The following is a 16,089-nucleotide window of genomic DNA, read 5'->3' as shown; positions in this document are numbered from 1 at the left end:
GTCCTCGCGGTGATGGGGAAGAGCTGAGGTGGCATCAGTATTCACGCAAACCCTCAATCGGAGGTTGAGGGCGCGCCGCGACGCGCCGCGCAATTTCGACGCGCTGCCCCGCGGTCGGCTGCGGCGTCGGCGACGCGGGGTCCGGTACGGTCGTCTCCATGTCAGATCAGCGCCCCCAGGGCAACTACGGGTGGCTCTACGGCGAGGACGACACCACGCGTCCCGCGCCCCGTGCGGACGGTTCCGAGCTGCCCCCGCCGCAGCTCCCGCCCCCCAACCTCCCCCCGCCGGGTGGCCGTGGCCGTCCGGCGGCCGGCACGCCCGGCGGCGAGCCTCCCCGGCCGAAGAAGCGACGCACCAAGCGACGCGTCGTCGGCATCCTGGTGCTGGCCTGGATCGTCTTCCTCGTCGCCGTCCCGATCTGGGCGTGGGGCAAGATCGCCAAGGTCGACGCCGACCCGGGCGGCGACCGTCCCGCCGACCAGCCCGGCACGACGTACCTGCTGGTCGGCTCCGACAGCCGCCGCGGCCTGACCAAGGCCGAGCAGAAGGAGCTGTCGACCGGTGGCGACGGCGGTGGGCGCGGCCGCACCGACACCATCATGATGCTGCACACCGGTGCCGGGCCCGACGTCCTGATGTCGATCCCGCGCGACTCGCTCGTCGACATCCCCGGCTACGGCCGCACCAAGGTCAACGCGGCGTACGCGTACGGCGGACCCAAGCTGCTGGTCAAGACGATCGAGGACAACACCGGCATCCGCGTCGACGACTACGTCGAGGTCGGCTTCGGCGGCCTGGTCAAGGTCGTCGACTCCCTGGGCGGGGTCGAGATCTGTCCCACGGAGAACATCAAGGACAAGGACTCGGGGCTCGACGTCAAGAAGGGATGCCAGACCGCCGACGGACGCACCGCGCTGGCGTACTCGCGCAACCGCCACTCGTACGCGACGCAGGACATCCAGCGCGTGCAGAGCCAGCGCGAGGTGCTCGGCTCGATCGCCGGCGAGGCCAAGTCGCCCTGGACCGTCCTCAACCCGTTGCGCTACCTGAGCGTCGCCTCCGGCGCCTCGGGCTCGCTGACGATCGGCGAGGACGTCGGACCGATCTCGCTCGGCAAGTTCGCGCTCGCGCTGTCGTCGTCGATGGGCGGCAAGGGCCTCAACTGCACCGTGCCGCTGCGCGACTTCGCCGTGACGTGGGACCCCGAACGTGCTCCGCGGATGTTCAAGCTCATCGCCCAGGACAAGAGCTCGGAGATCGGCTCGCTGTGCACCAAGGACGGTCTCCCGAAGTCGTAGCCGCGGCAGAGACCCACCACCGCCTCGATAGATTGGGACCCATGACTTCCGAGGAACACCCCGGCGCCCACGCCTACGGTCTCGCGACCCTGACCGCCGACGGCACGGTGCTCGACGTCTGGTACCCCGAGCCCCGACTGGGCGCAGCACCCGACAACGGGCTGGAGCCCGCCGAGCTGACGGCACTCGAGGGCGACGACCCCGTCCGCCAGGTGACGAGAGCCGTCGTGCTGACCCGCGTCGACGACCTGCAGGCCGCTCCCACCGACGCCTACGACGTGTGGCTGCGCCTGCACCTGCTGTCGCACCGCCTCGTCCGCCCCCACGGGCTGAGCCTCGACGGCCAGTTCGGCCTGCTGGCCAACGTCGTGTGGACGTCGATCGGTCCCTGCGCGGTCGGCGACTTCGAGGCGACCCGCGCCCGGGCCCGCGCGGCCGGCCAGCACGTCCAGGTCACGAGCGTCGACAAGTTCCCCCGCATGACCGACTACGTCGTGCCGAGCGGCGTCCGCATCGGCGACGCCGACCGCGTCCGGCTCGGGGCGCACCTGGCCGAGGGCACGACGGTGATGCACGAGGGCTTCGTCAACTTCAACGCCGGCACCCTGGGCCACGCGATGGTCGAGGGACGCATCTCGGCCGGCGTCACGGTCGGCGACGGCTCCGACGTCGGAGGCGGCGCGTCGATCATGGGCACGCTGTCGGGTGGCGGCAAGGAGGTCATCCGGGTCGGTCGCAACTGCCTGATCGGCGCGAACGCCGGCATCGGCATCTCGCTGGGCGACGACTGCGTCGTCGCGGCGGGCACCTACGTGACGGCCGGCTCGAAGGTCACGACGCCCGACGGCTCGGTCGTCAAGGCCTCCGAGCTCTCGGGACAGGACGGCATCCTGTTCCTGGTCGACAGCGCGACGGGCGTGCTCGAGGCACGTCCGCGCGGCGAGCGCACCGGCATCGAGCTCAACGCGGCCCTGCACGCCAACTAGGGCGCCGGCGTGAGGTTGCGCTGGTTCGTCGTGGCGGGTCTCGTGACGGCCCTGGTGCTGTTCGCGACGGTCGTGCGCGACCGGGCCCCGCTGCGGGCGGAGTTCTGCGTCGCGACGGTGGGTGACACGCGCGCCCAGCTCGACCTCGAGCAGGGGCGGTGGGCGTCGCTGATCGCCGCGATCGCGCAGCAGCGGGGGCTGCCGCCGCGGGCGACGACGATCGCGATCGCCACGGCCTTCCAGGAGTCGAGGATCCACAACATCGACTACGGCGACCGCGACTCCGTGGGGCTGTTCCAGCAGCGTCCGTCGCAGGGCTGGGGCACGGTCGAGCAGATCATGGACCCCCACTACGCGATCGGCGAGTTCTACGACGCCCTGGTCAAGATCGACGGCTACCAGGACATGGTCATCAACGACGCGGCGCAGCTGGTGCAGCGATCGGGCTTCCCGCAGGCGTACGCGCAGCACGAGGACTACTCGCGTGCGCTCGCCTCGGCCCTGCGCGGCTACAGCCCGGCCCGGTTCACGTGCCAGGTCAACGCCGGCGGCAGCGGCAGCACCACGGCCGTCGTCGAGGACGTCCGCGAGGCGTTCGGCGACATCGCGGTCGTCCGCAACGGCGACGACGCGTCGTACCCGCTCAGCGGTCGGGCCGCCGACATCGAGGCCCGCGGGTGGGCCATCGCGCAGTACCTCGTCGGGCAGGCGGCGTTCCTCGGCATCGCCGAGGTGACGTTCGACGGCTACCGGTGGACGTCCGCCGACTCCGACGAGGGGTGGACCCGGGGCGACGTGCCCCGATCGACGACCGTCCGCGTCTCGACCAACTGACGCGGGCCCCCGTCGTGGGCGGTGACTGAGCGACGTGTGCCGGGGCCGGACGGGTCGCTCGCTCACCGCCCCGGGCGGCGTCAGGTCGCTGGAGCACCGCCCGTGGACGACGGACGCGGGTCAGGCGGTGAGGCGCCGCACGGCCGACGCGACGCGCTCGTCGGTGGCCGTGAAGGCGATGCGCACGTGCCGGGCGCCGGCCGTGCCGTAGAAGTCGCCGGGAGCAGCGAGGACGCCACGCTCGGCCAGCCACGCGATCGTGTCGCGGCACGGCTCGCCGCGCGTCGCCCAGAGGTACAGCGCGCCCTCGGAGTGCTCGACCGTGAAGCCCGCCGACTCCAGTGCCGCGCGCAGGTCGCTGCGCCGCGCGGCGTAGCGCTCGCGCTGCTCGGCGACGTGGTCGTCGTCGGCCAGCGCCGCGGTCATCGCCGCCTGCACGGGGGTCGGCAGCATGAAGCCGAGGTGCTTGCGCACCGCCAGCAGCTCGGTGACGACCGACTCGTCGCCGGTCACGAACGCGTCGCGGTAGCCGGCCAGGTTCGAGCGCTTCGACAGCGAGTGCACCGCGAGCAGGCCCTCGGACGACCCGCCGCAGATGTCGGGGTGCAGCACCGAGACCGGCTCGCCGTCCCACGCGAACTCGAGGTAGCACTCGTCCGACACCAGCAGGGCGCCGAGGTCGCGGGCGAGCTCGACCATCGCGCGCAGGTGGTCGGCGCCGAGGATCTGGCCGTGCGGGTTGGCCGGCGAGTTGACGTAGACCAGCGCGGGACGGTGCTGCGCGATCACGTCCGGCGAGTCGGCGGCCAGCACCCGGCAGCCGGCGTAGCGCGCGCCCACCTCGTAGGTCGGGTAGGCGAGCTCGGGGACGACGACCAGGTCGTCCGGCCCGAGGCCCAGCTGCATCGGCAGGTTCGCGATGAGCTCCTTCGAGCCGACCGTCGGCAGCACCTGCGACGCCGTCAGGCCCGTGACGCCGAACCGCCGCTCGAGCCAGTCGACGGCGGCCTGCCGCAGCGACTCGGGGCCGAACACCGTCGGGTAGCCGGGCGCGTCGGCCGCGGCCACGAGGGCCTCGCGCGCGACGTCGGGCGTCGGGTCGACCGGCGTGCCGATCGACAGGTCGACGATGCCGTCGACGTGCTCGGCCGCGCGCTCCTTGGCACCGGCCAGCGTGTCCCACGGGAACTCGGGGAACCGGGTCGACACCCGCGATGCGTCCGGTGCGCCCATGCGGACTACTCCTGGTTCTGCGGGGGCAGCGCGTCGATCATCGGGTGATCCTTGTCGATCACGCCGAGCTTCGCGGCGCCGCCGGGCGAGCCCAGGTCGTCGAAGAAGTTGACGTTCGCGTCGTAGTAGTCCTTCCACTCCGGCGGCGTGTCGTCCTCGTAGAAGATCGCCTCGACGGGGCACACGGGCTCGCAGGCGCCGCAGTCGACGCACTCGTCGGGGTGGATGTAGAGCATCCGCTTGCCCTCGTAGATGCAGTCGACGGGACATTCGTCCACGCAGGCGCGGTCCTTGATGTCCACACACGGCTGAGCGATCACGTACGTCACGGGGGCGTCTCCTAAACGACTGCTTGAGCTACTGCGGCGAGCTCCGACCAGTATCCCGCCCGGTCGGACGGAGGGACTAGTTGGGTCCGCCTCACATCTCGTGGAAGGCTTGAACCATGACTCTAGACGCTCCCGAGGTGGGCACCCGCATCGTCGTGCGGCATGAGACGGGCGGTGTCGGCCCGACCGGCGGCCCGCAGATGACCGACGTCGTGGGGCACGTCCTGGCCGTCGACGACGTCTCGCTCACGATCGAGCAGCGGGACGGACGCCCGCGCGTCGTCGACCGGGCGACCGTCACGACCTGGAAGCGCGTCCCCGACCGTCCGGTGCGGCGCCGCCGGGCCGTCGCGGTCGACGCCGAGGAGCTGACCCGCATCACCTCGCGCGGCTGGCCGGCGATCGAGTCGGTCCCGCTGGGCGAGTGGGAGCTGCGCGCGGCCGGACGCTTCACGGGCCGCGCCAACTCCGTCGCCGTGACGGGCTCCCCCGGCATGCCGTTCGACGACGCGCTCGCGCGGGTGCGCGACTTCTACCGCGAGCGCTCGGCCCCTGCGCTGGCCCAGGTCGTCGTCGGCTCGGAGCACGACCGGCTGCTGGCGGCCGCGGGGTGGGCGCCGATGGACGGGTACCACGGCGGCGCGGTCGTCCAGGTCGCCGACCTCGCCCCGCCCGGCACCTACGCGCACGACGCCGACGCGCGCGTCTCCCCCGTCGCCGACGACGCGTGGCTCTCGCGCTACGGACGCGTCAGCGACCCCGCCGACGCGCGCGCCGTCATGGAGGCCCCGGCGCACGTCGGCTTCGTCGCGATCGGCGCACCGGGTGAGGCGATCGGACGCGTCGTCGTCACGGGCGAGTGGGCGGGCCTGTCGGCCGTCGAGGTGGCCCCGGAGGCGAGGCGGCGCGGGCTCGCGCGCCGCATCGTCGAGACGTCCCTGGCGTGGGCCGTCGGGCACGGTGCCGACAAGGCGTACCTGCAGACCATGCGCAGCAACGAGGCCGCGCTCGCGCTCTACCGGCCGTTCGGCTTCGTCGACCACCACGACTACGTCTACCGCGAGCCGTCGGCGTGAGGGCGGCCGCCGGCGGCGTCAGTCGTCCTTCGGCTCGGGCTTCTTGCCGCAGATGACGCGGTCGGCCGCCTGGTAGTTGGCGGTGTCGGTCTCGGTCTTGGCGACCTTGCCGTCCTTGAAGAACGTGCGGACGATGTCGATGTCGAAGCCGGCGATGGGCGCCTGGGCGACGCACCGGTCGGTGTCGTCGTACTGCGTGCCGGGCGACCGGCCGTTGCGGCGCGGTGACGCGTCGGCCTCGACCTTGTCCCAGACCTTGGTGCTCCAGAGCTCGACGTGCATCTCGCCCTGCGTTCCCGGGGTGCTCTTGTTGACGTACGCGCGGATCAGGACGCCGTAGTCGGTGGGGTTCTTGAAGCGCAGGTCGAGGCTGCCGTAGTAGACCGTCGCCTCGCGCCCGACCGGGTAGCGGTCGATGTAGAACGCGTGCGGGTGGTGCTCGACGTCGTCCATGCCACCGAAGAAGCCCGCGTTGTAGAGCGTCGTGACGACCTGCGAGACGCCGCCGCCGAGCTCCTCGCGGAACACCCCGCCGTTGATGACGGTGCCGGTCACGAACCCGTTGGCCTCGGTGCGCTCGCCCACCGTGTCGTTGAAGCTGAACGTCTCGCCGGGCTTGACGATCGTGCCGTCGATCAGCTCGGCCCCGCGGCTCTGGTTGGTGTTGCGGTACTCGGCGTAGGGGAACTTCGTCTCGAACTCGCCGATCTTCTCGGTGATCTTGAGCGCCTCGGCGTCGGCGGTCGTGAACTGCGGCTGGACGACCTTGGCCTCGACCGCGACCGAGCGCGCGTCGCCGGTCTGCGTCAGGGCCGGGACGAGCGCGGTCGCCATCTCCTCGGGCTGCAGGCCGAGGCCCTCCTTGCCCGGGACGACGACGGGCTTGCCGCCCTCGATCCGGACCGTCGCGTCGACGGCCTTGGTGCCGATGCCGGTGGTCGAGTCGGTCAGGGGCCCGGCGAGCTCCTCGGCGTCGATGACGGGCTTCAGCGAGCCGTCCTGCACCTGCACCGTGAGGGCGGGAGCGAACGCCGTGACCGGCAGCGCGACCGACGCGTCGCCGACCTTCAGCGTCACCGGACCGCTGACGGCCGGCTCGGCGATCTGCGTCATGGCGGCCGCGAGTCCGTCGGCGTCGACCGTCGGCTCGACCGCGGCGGTCGGCACCTCGATCGGCTCGTCGCTGACGAGGTACGCGGCGCGGATCGCGTCGGCGGCGTCGGAGCGCGACACGACCAGGCCGGCCTTCGGCTGACGCGCCGTGGGCGTGGCCTTCGGGAAGGTGATCTGCGGCTCGACGACCTCCTCGTCGATGCCCTCGCTGATCGCCGCGACCGAGCTCGCCAGCGCGGCGTCGTCGACGTCGAGCACGGGGGCGTGCTCGCGGTCGCCGACGAACAGCGCGACCATGTCGCGCGGGTCCCAGCTGCGGGCGCCGCCCGCCTCGGCGACCGACCGGTCGGCGTCGAGCGCCAGACCGGCGTCGGCGGGCTTGATCGCGAACGTCTTGCGGCCGTACGTCAGGTCGATCTCGCGATCGGCCACGGGGGCCAGGGCTTGCTCGAGCGTCGCGCGCGCGTCGGCGGGCGACTGGCCCGAGACGTCGACGCCGGCGATCGTCGTGTCGGACGGCATGCGCGTGCCCGTCAGGAAGTAGCCCGTGACGTAGGCGGCGCCGACCAGCGCGACGACCGCGAGCAGCGCGTACCGGCCCCAGTGGCGGGACGATCCCGACCCGGTGCCGATGCCGCTGCCGCCGCCGGCGTGGTCGCCGCCGTCGGCGGACGTCGCGGATGCCTGGGGGCGGTCGTCCCAGTCGTCGCTGACGGCGTGGGCGGGGATGACGAGGTCGTCGTCGCGGGCCACGCGGGTCTCGGGCGCCGGACCGTCCTCGACCGGGGTGCGCCCGACCGGCGCGGGCGACTCCTCGACGGGCGTCGGTGACTCCTCGACGGGCGTCGGTGACTCCTCGACGGGCGTGGGCGACTCCTCGGCGGGCGTGGGTGACTCGTCGGCGGGCGGGGCGGCGGTCAGGTCGAGCTCGTCGTTCTCGAGGACCAACCCGGACTCCGGGTCGACCGTCACGTCGTCGGCCGTCGCGTCGTCGTCGTCGCGCGGACGGTCTGGCGTCTGGTCGGTCATGCGTGTCTCCCCTGGATCAGCATCTCGCCACGCGGGGCGGGGCCACAGCGGCGGGATGTGCCGCGAAAGGCTGTCCGTCCCCCGTCACGATCGTGGTCCGAGCCTAGTTCGCGCCGCCACGGCAAGCACGATGACCCCCAGCGACCCGGCCGTGAACGCCATCCCCAGACCGTCGGAGGCGACGAGGTAGCTGCCGCCGGGCGACCACTGCAACGCCAGCAGCGCACCCGCCCAGCCGATCGCCAGCCACGCCCCTCCCACGCGCGTCGCGTCGTTGGCCGCGACCGTCACGAGGGCCGTGACGACGACCGTCGCGACGAGCCCCCACGGCCACGTCACGCCCCCCGCGACCCACACCTGCCGGTGCACGACGGCCCCCAGCAGGCAGTCGTAGGCCCCGACGACGACGAGGGCGACACGCAGCACGTCGGCCTACAGACCTGCGAACAGGTCTTCCTCGAGCCCGCTGTCGCCGACCGGCCCGCGGGCGCCCTTGACGAGGCGGTAGAACTCGCTGCCCCACACAACCGCCGCCATGTCCATGCCGCCGGCGAAGAACATGCCGTCCTCGGTGATCTGGCTGCGGTGCGCCTTCATCGCCGCGAGCTTGGCCTGCACGTGCTCGGGGGCGTCGATGACGGCGTCGAGGTGCTCGTCCTCGATCGCGAACGGCGGCAGGTGATCGGGGTCCATGCCCTCGAACGTCGTGGTGTCGCCCGTCGCGCGGATGGCCCGCAGGCCCTCGCGGAACCGCGACGCCGACATCGCGACCCAGTAGATCTTGGCGACGTCCCACGCCTCGCCGAGGTCGGGGCGGTACGAGCGCGCGGCGGCGAGGTCGGCACCGTAGTGCGCGACGCGGTGCGCCTGGACGTGGTCGGGGTGGCCGTAGTTGCCGAAGTCGTCGTACGTCACGAGCACCTGGGGGCGCACCTCGCGGATGACCGCGGCCAGCTCGGTCGCGGCGACCAGCAGGTCGGCGTTCCAGAACGCGTTGTCGTGGATCTCGTCGGCGGCCGTCGCGTGACCGTTCTCGTCCCACTTCATGCCGGAGTCGCGGAAGCGTCCGGCACCGCCCAGCAGCCGGTGGTCGGTGACGCCGAGCTCGGCCATCGCCGCGGCCAGTTCGCCGGCCCGGTGCTCGCCCAGTGCGTCGTCGCGGTCGGCCGCGAGGTGCTCGAGCTCGGGCACGAGGATCTCGCCCATCTCGCCGAGCGTGCACGTCACGAGCGTCACCCGGGCCCCGTCGGCGACGTACTTGGCCATCGTCGCGCCGTTGTTGAGCGACTCGTCGTCCGGGTGGGCGTGGACGAGCAGCAGGCGGCGGTCGGGGGTCGTCATGGGCCCAAGGCTACTGGCCGGAGCGCGTCCGCCGACGCCGACAATGATTGACTCGACGCATGACCGTCTCGTACCCCCGCCTGGCCGCCCGGACCCTGCGCTTCACGCTCGGCGTCCCCCGCTCGATCACGGTGTCGCCCGACGGCGGCACGGTGCGCTTCATCCGCACCCCCGACGGCGTGACCCGCACGGGCCAGCTGTGGGAGCACGACGTCGCGACCGGTGCCGAGACCGTCCTGGTCGACCCCGCCGAGCTGCTCGGCGACGACGGCGAGCAGCTCTCGGCCGAGGAGCGATCGCGCCGCGAGCGCAGTCGCGAGTCGGCGGCCGGCCTCGTGGCCTACGACGTCGACGCGACCGGGCGCTGGGCGTGCTTCGCCCTGTCCGGACGCCTGTGGGCGGTGCGCCTGGGAGACGGCGGGGCCGTGCACGCCCTGCCCAGCGTCGGAGCCGTCATCGACCCCCGTCTCGACCCGACCGGCCGCCGCATCGCGTACGCCTCGGGCGGCGCCCTGCGGGTCGTCGGCGTCGACGGCGAGGACGAGCGGGCGCTCGTGTCGCCGGAGTCCGGCACCGAGGTGTGGGGACAGGCCGAGTTCATCGCGGCCGAGGAGATGGACCGCTTCCGTGGCTTCTGGTGGGCGCCCGACGGCGAGTCGCTGCTGGTCGAGCGGTTCGACGACGCGCCGGTGCGGACGTGGTTCGTCGCCGACCCGGAGAACCCCGAGCGCGAGCCTGTCGCCCAGCGCTACCCCGCGGCGGGCACGCCCAACGCCGACGTGACGCTGTGGCACGTCGGCCTCGACGGCCGCCGCACCGAGATCGTCTGGGACCGCGCCGAGCACGAGTACCTCGGCCGGGTCACCTGGTCGGCCGACGGGGCGCCGCTGCTGCAGGTCATGAGCCGCGACCAGGTCTCGTCGCAGGTGCTGTCGGTCGACGTCTCGACCGGCGCCACGACGGTGCTGCGCACGACCCGCTCCGACTTCTGGGTCGAGCTGACGTCCGCCCCGCGGTGGACGCCCGACGGACGGCTCGTCACGGTCGAGGCGGGGACGTCGTGGCACGTCGCGGTCGACGGCCAGCCCGTCACCCCCGACAACTGGCAGGTGCGGTCGATCGTCGAGGTGTACGACGACTGCGTCGTGGCGACGGCGTCCGAGGAGCCCGCCGAGGTGCAGGTCGTGCGGTTCGGCCTCGACGGGTCCGTCGAGCCGCTGACCCGCGGCGCGGCGGTGCACGGCGCCGTCGTCGGTGGTCCGACGACCGTCGTGGTCAGGTCGGCGCTCGACGTCGTCGGCACGACCGTCACGGTGCACCGCGACGGCGCCGAGCCCACGAGCGTCCGGGTCGTGGCGGAGCCGGCACCGTTCGAGCCGCAGGTCACGATGCTGCGGGCCGGCGACGACGAGATCCGCACGGCCGTGCTGTTCCCCCGCGGCCACGAGCGCGGATCGGTGCGGCTGCCCGTGCTGATGGACCCGTACGGCGGTCCGCACGCCCAGCGCGTGCTCGCCTCGGCCCGCGGCTTCCTCGAGGCCCAGTGGCTGGCCGACCAGGGCTTCTGCGTCGTCGTCGCGGACGGGCGGGGCACCCCGGGACGCGGCCCCGCGTGGGAGCACACGATCCACCACGACTTCGCCGGGGCGACCCTCGACGACCAGGTCGTCGCGCTCGAGGCCGTCGCGGCGGCGTACCCCGACGACGTCGACACGTCGCGCGTCGGCATCACGGGCTGGTCGTACGGCGGCTACCTCTCGGCCCTCGCGGTGCTGAAGCGTCCCGACGTGTTCCACGCCGCGGTCGCCGGGGCGCCCGTGACCGAGTGGCGCCTCTACGACACGTGCTACACCGAGCGCTACCTCGGCGACCCCGCGACGAACGCCGACGTCTACGACCGCAACTCGCTGATCCCCCTGGCACCGCTGCTGGAGCGTCCGCTGATGCTGATCCACGGGCTCGCCGACGACAACGTCGTCGCGGCGCACACGTTGCGGCTGTCGTCCGCCCTGCTGGCGGCGGGCAAAGCGCACACCGTCCTGCCGCTGTCGGGCGTCACCCACATGACGCCCCAGGAGGTCGTGGCCGAGAACCTCAAGCTGCTGCAGGTGCAGTTCCTGAAGGACCACCTCGGCGTCTGAGCGGGCCCGGCGGTGACGTCAGTGCTTGAGACGTCGGGGCTGGCCCGGGAGCGGGGGCGGTTCCGCCGCGGTCTCCTGAGGATCGCCGGGGAGCCAGCCGCCGTAGACGTCGACCATGTCGACGACCCGTTCGTCGAAGGGCTCGACGACCAGCACCCACGCGCGGTCGTCCCAGTCCTCCTCGCCCGCGAACGCCTCGCGCCGCAGCGTCGTGGAGTAGCCCTCGGCGTCGAGAGCGGCCACGAGCTCGGCCGCGTCGTCGTCCTCGTCGAAGTAGACCTCGCCCATGCCCACATCGTAGGACCCGGCCGCGGGCCGCGTCAGGGGACGAGCGCGAGCTTGCCGCCGGGGTGGCCGCCCATCAGCTCGGCGACGGCCGCCTGCGCGTCGTCGAGGGCGTACGTGCGCGCGACCGGCACCACGAGCTCGCCGCCGCCCGCCAGCTCGACCAGCCGCGCGCGGACGCCGTCGCGGAAGCGGGCACTCTCGGGATCGGCGCCGGCCAGCGCCGTGAAGCCGTCCTGCTGCGCCCTCGCCCTGGCCGCGATCGTCACGACGCGGGTGCGGTCGGGAACCAGGGCCAGCGAGACGTCGACGGCCTCGTCGGTGCCCACCGCGTCGAGGGCGACGTCGTAGCCGGACGGCGCCGCGTCGCGGGCCCGCTGCTCGAGCCCGTCGCCGTGCGCGACGGCCGTGCCGCCGAAGCCCTCCACGACCGCGAACCGTCCGGGGCTGGCGGTGCCGACGACCGTCGCGCCGAGCATCCGCGCCTGCTGCAGGACGCTCACGCCGACCGCCCCGGACGCGCCGTGCAGCAGCACCGTGTCGCCCGAGGCGACCCGGGCGGCGCGCAGCATGTCGGCGGCCGTCGCACCGGCGAGCAGCAGGTTGGCCGCCTCGGCGAACCCCAGCGAGGCCGGCTTCGCCAGCACGTCCGCTGCCGGGACGTTGACGGCCGACGCGTACCCGCCGCTGATCCGGAAGGCCAGGACCTCGTCGCCCACCGCACGGCCCTCGACCGCCGAGCCGACCGCGGCGACGACCCCCGCGACCTCGTAGCCGATCGCGACCGGCAGCCGGCCGGCGTCGGTGCCCGCGGCGACGTGCTTGACGTCGGCGGGGTTCATGCCCGCGGCGCGCACCTCGATCGTCACCTGGTCCGCGGCCGGGGCCGGCAGGTCGTGCTCCTCCAGCGTCCAGCCCTCGGGCGAGCCGAGCTCGCGAGCCATCCACCGACGTGCCGTGCCGCTGCGCTGAGGTGCCATGCGTCCAGTCAACCCCTCGCGGCAAGCGCGCGCCGTCCGGACCGTGGGCGCACACTGGACCGGTGACCACGACCAACTGGGCCGGCAACCTGACGTACGGCGCCCACACCCTCCACCGCCCGACGACGACCGACGAGCTGCAGCAGGTCGTGCGCGACGCGACCCGCGTGCGTGCGGTCGGGTCGCGTCACTCGTTCAACCGCATCGCCGACACCGACGAGGCGCAGGTGTCGGTCGCCGACCTGCCGGTGACCGTCAGCGTCGACGAGCCCGCCCGCGTCGTGACGGTGTCGGCCGGGCTGCGCTACGGCGAGCTCGTCGAGCAGCTCGACGCCGCGGGCTGGGCGCTGCCGAACCTGGCCTCGCTCCCCCACATCTCGGTCGCCGGGGCGATCGCCACCGGCACCCACGGCTCGGGTGACCGCAACGGCAGCCTGGCCGCCGCCGTCGCCGCGATCCGGCTGGTCCGCGCCGACGGCGAGCTGGTCGACGTGCGACGGGGCGACGACGAGTTCGACGGCGCGGTCGTCTCCCTCGGACGGCTCGGGATCCTGACCCACGTGACGCTCGACGTCGTCCCGCGGTTCGAGGTGCGCCAGGACCTCTTCGAGCACCTGCCGTGGTCGGACGTCGAGGAGCACTTCGACGACGTCACCTCGAGCGCCTACAGCGTCAGCATGTTCACCGACTGGACCGACGGCGGGCCGCACCAGGTCTGGACGAAGTCGCGCGTCGACGACGGCGCCGTGACCGAGCTGTTCGGCGCCTCGCTCGCGACCCGCGAGATGCACCCCCTGCCGGACGTCGACGCCGGTGCCACGACCCGCCAGCTCGGCCTGCCGGGCCCGTGGTGGGACCGCCTGCCGCACTTCCGGCTCGAGTTCACGCCGAGCGACGGCGACGAGCTGCAGACCGAGTACCTCGTGCCGCGCACCGTCGCGCTCGAGGCGATCCGGGCGGTGCGGGGCCTCCGCGAGGGACTCGCGCCGATCCTGCTGGTCTCCGAGATCCGCACCGTCGCCGGCGACGGGCTCTGGCTGAGCCCCAGCCACGACGTCGACTGCGTCGCGCTGCACTTCACGTGGCGCATGGACGTCGAGGGGGTCGAGGCCTTCCTGCCGACGCTCGACGACGCCCTGGCCCCGTTCGCGGCGCGACCGCACTGGGGCAAGGTGTTCGAGACGACGCCCGAGCGCCTGCTGGCCGCCTACCCCCGCCTGCCCGAGTTCCGGGCGCTGGTCGGGCGCTGGGACCCCGACGGCACGTTCGCCAACGAGCTCACCGACCGCTGGCTCGGCCTCTGACGTCAGGCCGGCTCGCGGGCGACCCGGCGCGAGATGGCGTGGCCCCAGAGGGTCGCGAAGACGAACATGAAGATCGAGTAGACGGCGGCCGGCACCGACACCTCCGTGGAGTCGAGCACCTCGACGGCGATGTAGATCGCCAGCGTCGCGTTGTGCACGCCGATCTCCATCGACGACGCGATGGCCTGCGCCGCCGTGACGCCGAAGGCCTTCGGCACGACGTAGCCGATCACGAGGCTCGCGGCGCAGAACAGCCCCGTCGCCAGGCCGACGTCGCCGACGTACTCGCCGACCTGCTCGCGCTGGTCGACCAGGATGCCGATCACGAGGATCGCGAGCACCGCGGCCGACCCGATGCGGACCGGACGCTCGGCGGCACCGGCGAACCCTGGCCTGGCCGAGCGCACCAGCATCCCGAGCAGCACGGGGACGAGCACGATCGCGAACACCTCGACGACCTTCGAGAACTGCAGCGACACCGAGTCCTGCCGGTCGTAGTAGGCGATCGCGAGGTTCGTGATGACCGGCAGCGAGAAGATCGCGATGACCGAGTTGATCGCCGTGAGCGTCACGTTGAGCGCGACGTCGCCGTGGAACAGGTGGCTGAACAGGTTGGCGCTGGTGCCGCCCGGCGACGCCGCCAGCAGCAGCATGCCGATGCCCAGCAGGGGGTCGAGGTCAAGCACCACGACCAGCCCGAAGCACACGAGGGGCAGCACGAGCAGCTGGCACACCAGCGCGATCGCGACGGCTCGGGGCTGCCGGCGGACGCGACGGAAGTCGTCGGCCGTGAGCGACAGCCCGAGGCCGAACATGATGATGCCCAGGGCGAGCGGCAGGCCGACGGTCGTGAGCGCGGAGTCCATCACGACACCCTAGACGTGATGTCGGTCACACCCCGCGTGTGACGCGATCCGCGCCCGTCCACCGCGCCGGGACGCCCGGACGGCTCCATACTCGAGAAGTGAACACGTTCAGTCCTGTGCCCGAACCCCTCCGCGGCCCCCGCATCATGCAGCAGGACTGGACCCGCATCTCGTTCGTGCACTGGGCGGTCGACCCCGAGCTGGTCGCGCCGCTGCTGCCGCCGCTGACGCGCCCAGACGTCCTCGACGGTGTCACGTACGTCGGCCTGATCCCGTTCGACATGCGGCACGCCGGCTTCGGCCGCGGACCGGCCGTGCCCTACTTCGGCGACTTCGCCGAGACCAACGTCCGCCTCTACTCCGTCGACGCGCAGGGTCGCCACGGCGTGGTCTTCCGGTCCCTCGAGACCGTCCGGCTGGCCGTCGCGATCGGCGCCCGCCTGGCCTTCGCCACCCCCTACACCTGGGCGCGCATGAGCATCGCCAGGCAGGGCGACACGATCGAGTACACGACCCACCGGCGCTGGCCGCGACCGCACGGGGCCGGGGGCACGATGCGCGTCCGCGTGGGCGACCCGATCACCCGGCCGTCGGCCGCGGACGAGTTCGTCACCGCCCGGTTCGGCCTGCACACCCGCTGGATGGGCCGGACGCTCTGGATCCCGAACCACCACGAGCCGTGGCCGCTGCGGCGTGCCGAGCTGGAGCACCTCGACGACGACCTGGTCGCGGCGGCAGGACTGCCGGGGGTCGTCGGCCGCGCACCCGACTCGGTGCTGCACTCGCGGGGCGTCCGCACGGCGTTCGGGATGCCGCGCCTCGTGCGCGGCTGAGCCTCACGCGTCGTCGGCCAGCTCGAAGTCGTCGAAGTCGAAGCCCGGCGAGACCACGCAGCCGACCAGCGCGTCGGTCGACGACGGGACGGTGCGCTGCCACACACCGGCGGGCACGAGAACCTGTGCGGCGTCCCCGGCGCCGAGATCGAGCCCGACCACGACCACCTCCGTCGCCGCGGGACGCCCGCCCGTGCCGCCGAGCTCGAGCCGCACCGAGCCCTGCTGGGCGATCCACAGCTCGTCCGAGGCGACCCGGTGCCACGCCGACGACTCCCCCGACGGCAGCAGGAACAGGATCGTCGTGGCCGTGGGTCGCACCCGCCCGTCCGGCAGGGTCACCTCGACGTCCGAGGCCCAGGTGCGGCGGTACCAGCCGCCCTCGGGGTGGGGCTGCAGGTCGAGCATCTCGGCGAGCGGCGGACGCTGCGTCACGAC

General features: G+C 73.1%; 16 protein-coding genes. 7 read left to right on the top strand and 9 right to left on the bottom strand.

The features are described from left to right. Positions 1 to 158 precede the first annotated feature (158 nt). Genes ASD10_RS15680 through ASD10_RS15670 form a run of 3 tightly spaced genes read left to right on the top strand, consistent with a single transcriptional unit; the run spans position 159 to position 3,121 of the window. Positions 159 to 1,301 (top strand): LCP family protein, encoded by a 1,143-nt coding sequence (locus tag ASD10_RS15680; protein ID WP_056611069.1) that lies wholly within the window; start codon positions 159 to 161, stop codon positions 1,299 to 1,301. A 41-nt stretch (positions 1,302 to 1,342) separates the two neighbouring features. Next, on the top strand, positions 1,343 to 2,287 hold the full coding sequence (gene dapD / locus ASD10_RS15675) for a 2,3,4,5-tetrahydropyridine-2,6-dicarboxylate N-succinyltransferase (RefSeq protein ID WP_056611066.1): 945 nt from the start codon (positions 1,343 to 1,345) through the stop codon (positions 2,285 to 2,287). Between the two features lie 9 nt (positions 2,288 to 2,296). After that, positions 2,297 to 3,121, top strand: coding sequence for a hypothetical protein (locus ASD10_RS15670; RefSeq protein WP_157432685.1), 825 nt, complete (start codon positions 2,297 to 2,299; stop codon positions 3,119 to 3,121). Positions 3,122 to 3,241: 120 nt separating this feature from the next. Here ASD10_RS15670 and dapC read toward each other — a convergent pair whose 3' ends face one another. Together dapC and fdxA are read right to left on the bottom strand one after the other, a co-directional pair. Next, positions 3,242 to 4,354 carry a succinyldiaminopimelate transaminase gene (dapC, locus tag ASD10_RS15665; protein WP_056611060.1) on the bottom strand — a complete coding sequence of 371 codons (1,113 nt, stop codon included), beginning with the start codon at positions 4,352 to 4,354 and terminating at the stop codon, positions 3,242 to 3,244. A 5-nt stretch (positions 4,355 to 4,359) separates the two neighbouring features. Beyond that, a complete protein-coding gene (gene fdxA, locus ASD10_RS15660; protein ID WP_056611057.1) occupies positions 4,360 to 4,683 on the bottom strand; it encodes a ferredoxin in 324 nt (107 codons plus the stop codon). A 116-nt stretch (positions 4,684 to 4,799) separates the two neighbouring features. Between fdxA and ASD10_RS15655 the strand changes: the two genes are divergently transcribed. Continuing rightward, complete coding sequence (locus ASD10_RS15655) at positions 4,800 to 5,759, top strand: GNAT family N-acetyltransferase (RefSeq protein WP_157432684.1); 960 nt, start codon at positions 4,800 to 4,802, stop codon at positions 5,757 to 5,759. 18 nt (positions 5,760 to 5,777) lie between these two features. Here the strand turns inward: ASD10_RS15655 and ASD10_RS15650 are convergent, their stop codons facing one another. From ASD10_RS15650 to mshB, 3 genes are all read right to left on the bottom strand, one after another. After that, positions 5,778 to 7,901, bottom strand: coding sequence for a VanW family protein (locus tag ASD10_RS15650; protein WP_056611050.1), 2,124 nt, complete (start codon positions 7,899 to 7,901; stop codon positions 5,778 to 5,780). Positions 7,902 to 7,985: 84 nt separating this feature from the next. Beyond that, positions 7,986 to 8,327: a hypothetical protein gene (locus tag ASD10_RS15645; RefSeq protein ID WP_056611046.1), complete on the bottom strand. Its 342-nt coding sequence runs from the start codon at positions 8,325 to 8,327 to the stop codon at positions 7,986 to 7,988. A 6-nt stretch (positions 8,328 to 8,333) separates the two neighbouring features. Further along, positions 8,334 to 9,242 (bottom strand): N-acetyl-1-D-myo-inositol-2-amino-2-deoxy-alpha-D-glucopyranoside deacetylase, encoded by a 909-nt coding sequence (gene mshB / locus ASD10_RS15640; protein WP_056611042.1) that lies wholly within the window; start codon positions 9,240 to 9,242, stop codon positions 8,334 to 8,336. 59 nt (positions 9,243 to 9,301) lie between these two features. Here mshB and ASD10_RS15635 point away from each other — a divergent pair, with 59 nt between their 5' ends. Further along, complete coding sequence (locus ASD10_RS15635; protein WP_056611040.1) at positions 9,302 to 11,383, top strand: prolyl oligopeptidase family serine peptidase; 2,082 nt, start codon at positions 9,302 to 9,304, stop codon at positions 11,381 to 11,383. Positions 11,384 to 11,401: 18 nt separating this feature from the next. On the opposite strand, the gene ASD10_RS18925 is transcribed toward ASD10_RS15635, so the two are convergent. Both ASD10_RS18925 and ASD10_RS15625 read right to left on the bottom strand, forming a co-directional pair. Beyond that, complete coding sequence (locus ASD10_RS18925; protein WP_056611038.1) at positions 11,402 to 11,671, bottom strand: hypothetical protein; 270 nt, start codon at positions 11,669 to 11,671, stop codon at positions 11,402 to 11,404. 32 nt (positions 11,672 to 11,703) lie between these two features. Further along, positions 11,704 to 12,648, bottom strand: coding sequence for an NADP-dependent oxidoreductase (locus ASD10_RS15625; protein ID WP_056611036.1), 945 nt, complete (start codon positions 12,646 to 12,648; stop codon positions 11,704 to 11,706). Positions 12,649 to 12,710: 62 nt separating this feature from the next. Between ASD10_RS15625 and ASD10_RS15620 the strand changes: the two genes are divergently transcribed. Continuing rightward, positions 12,711 to 13,952 carry an FAD-binding protein gene (locus ASD10_RS15620; protein WP_056611033.1) on the top strand — a complete coding sequence of 414 codons (1,242 nt, stop codon included), beginning with the start codon at positions 12,711 to 12,713 and terminating at the stop codon, positions 13,950 to 13,952. 2 nt (positions 13,953 to 13,954) lie between these two features. Here the strand turns inward: ASD10_RS15620 and ASD10_RS15615 are convergent, their stop codons facing one another. Then, positions 13,955 to 14,818, bottom strand: coding sequence for a bile acid:sodium symporter family protein (locus ASD10_RS15615; protein ID WP_082556337.1), 864 nt, complete (start codon positions 14,816 to 14,818; stop codon positions 13,955 to 13,957). A 116-nt stretch (positions 14,819 to 14,934) separates the two neighbouring features. On the opposite strand from ASD10_RS15615, the gene ASD10_RS15610 reads away from it, so the two are divergent. Further along, complete coding sequence (locus ASD10_RS15610; protein WP_235502056.1) at positions 14,935 to 15,651, top strand: YqjF family protein; 717 nt, start codon at positions 14,935 to 14,937, stop codon at positions 15,649 to 15,651. A 3-nt stretch (positions 15,652 to 15,654) separates the two neighbouring features. On the opposite strand, the gene ASD10_RS15605 is transcribed toward ASD10_RS15610, so the two are convergent. Further along, positions 15,655 to 16,086 carry a cupin domain-containing protein gene (locus tag ASD10_RS15605; protein WP_235502055.1) on the bottom strand — a complete coding sequence of 144 codons (432 nt, stop codon included), beginning with the start codon at positions 16,084 to 16,086 and terminating at the stop codon, positions 15,655 to 15,657. Positions 16,087 to 16,089: the final 3 nt, after the last annotated feature.

It is taken from the genome of Aeromicrobium sp. Root472D3 (assembly GCF_001426485.1).
Lineage (GTDB): Bacteria > Actinomycetota > Actinomycetes > Propionibacteriales > Nocardioidaceae > Aeromicrobium.
The sequence above is the reverse complement of the archived record's forward strand: the minus strand, read 5'-3'. Positions and strand labels throughout refer to the sequence as shown.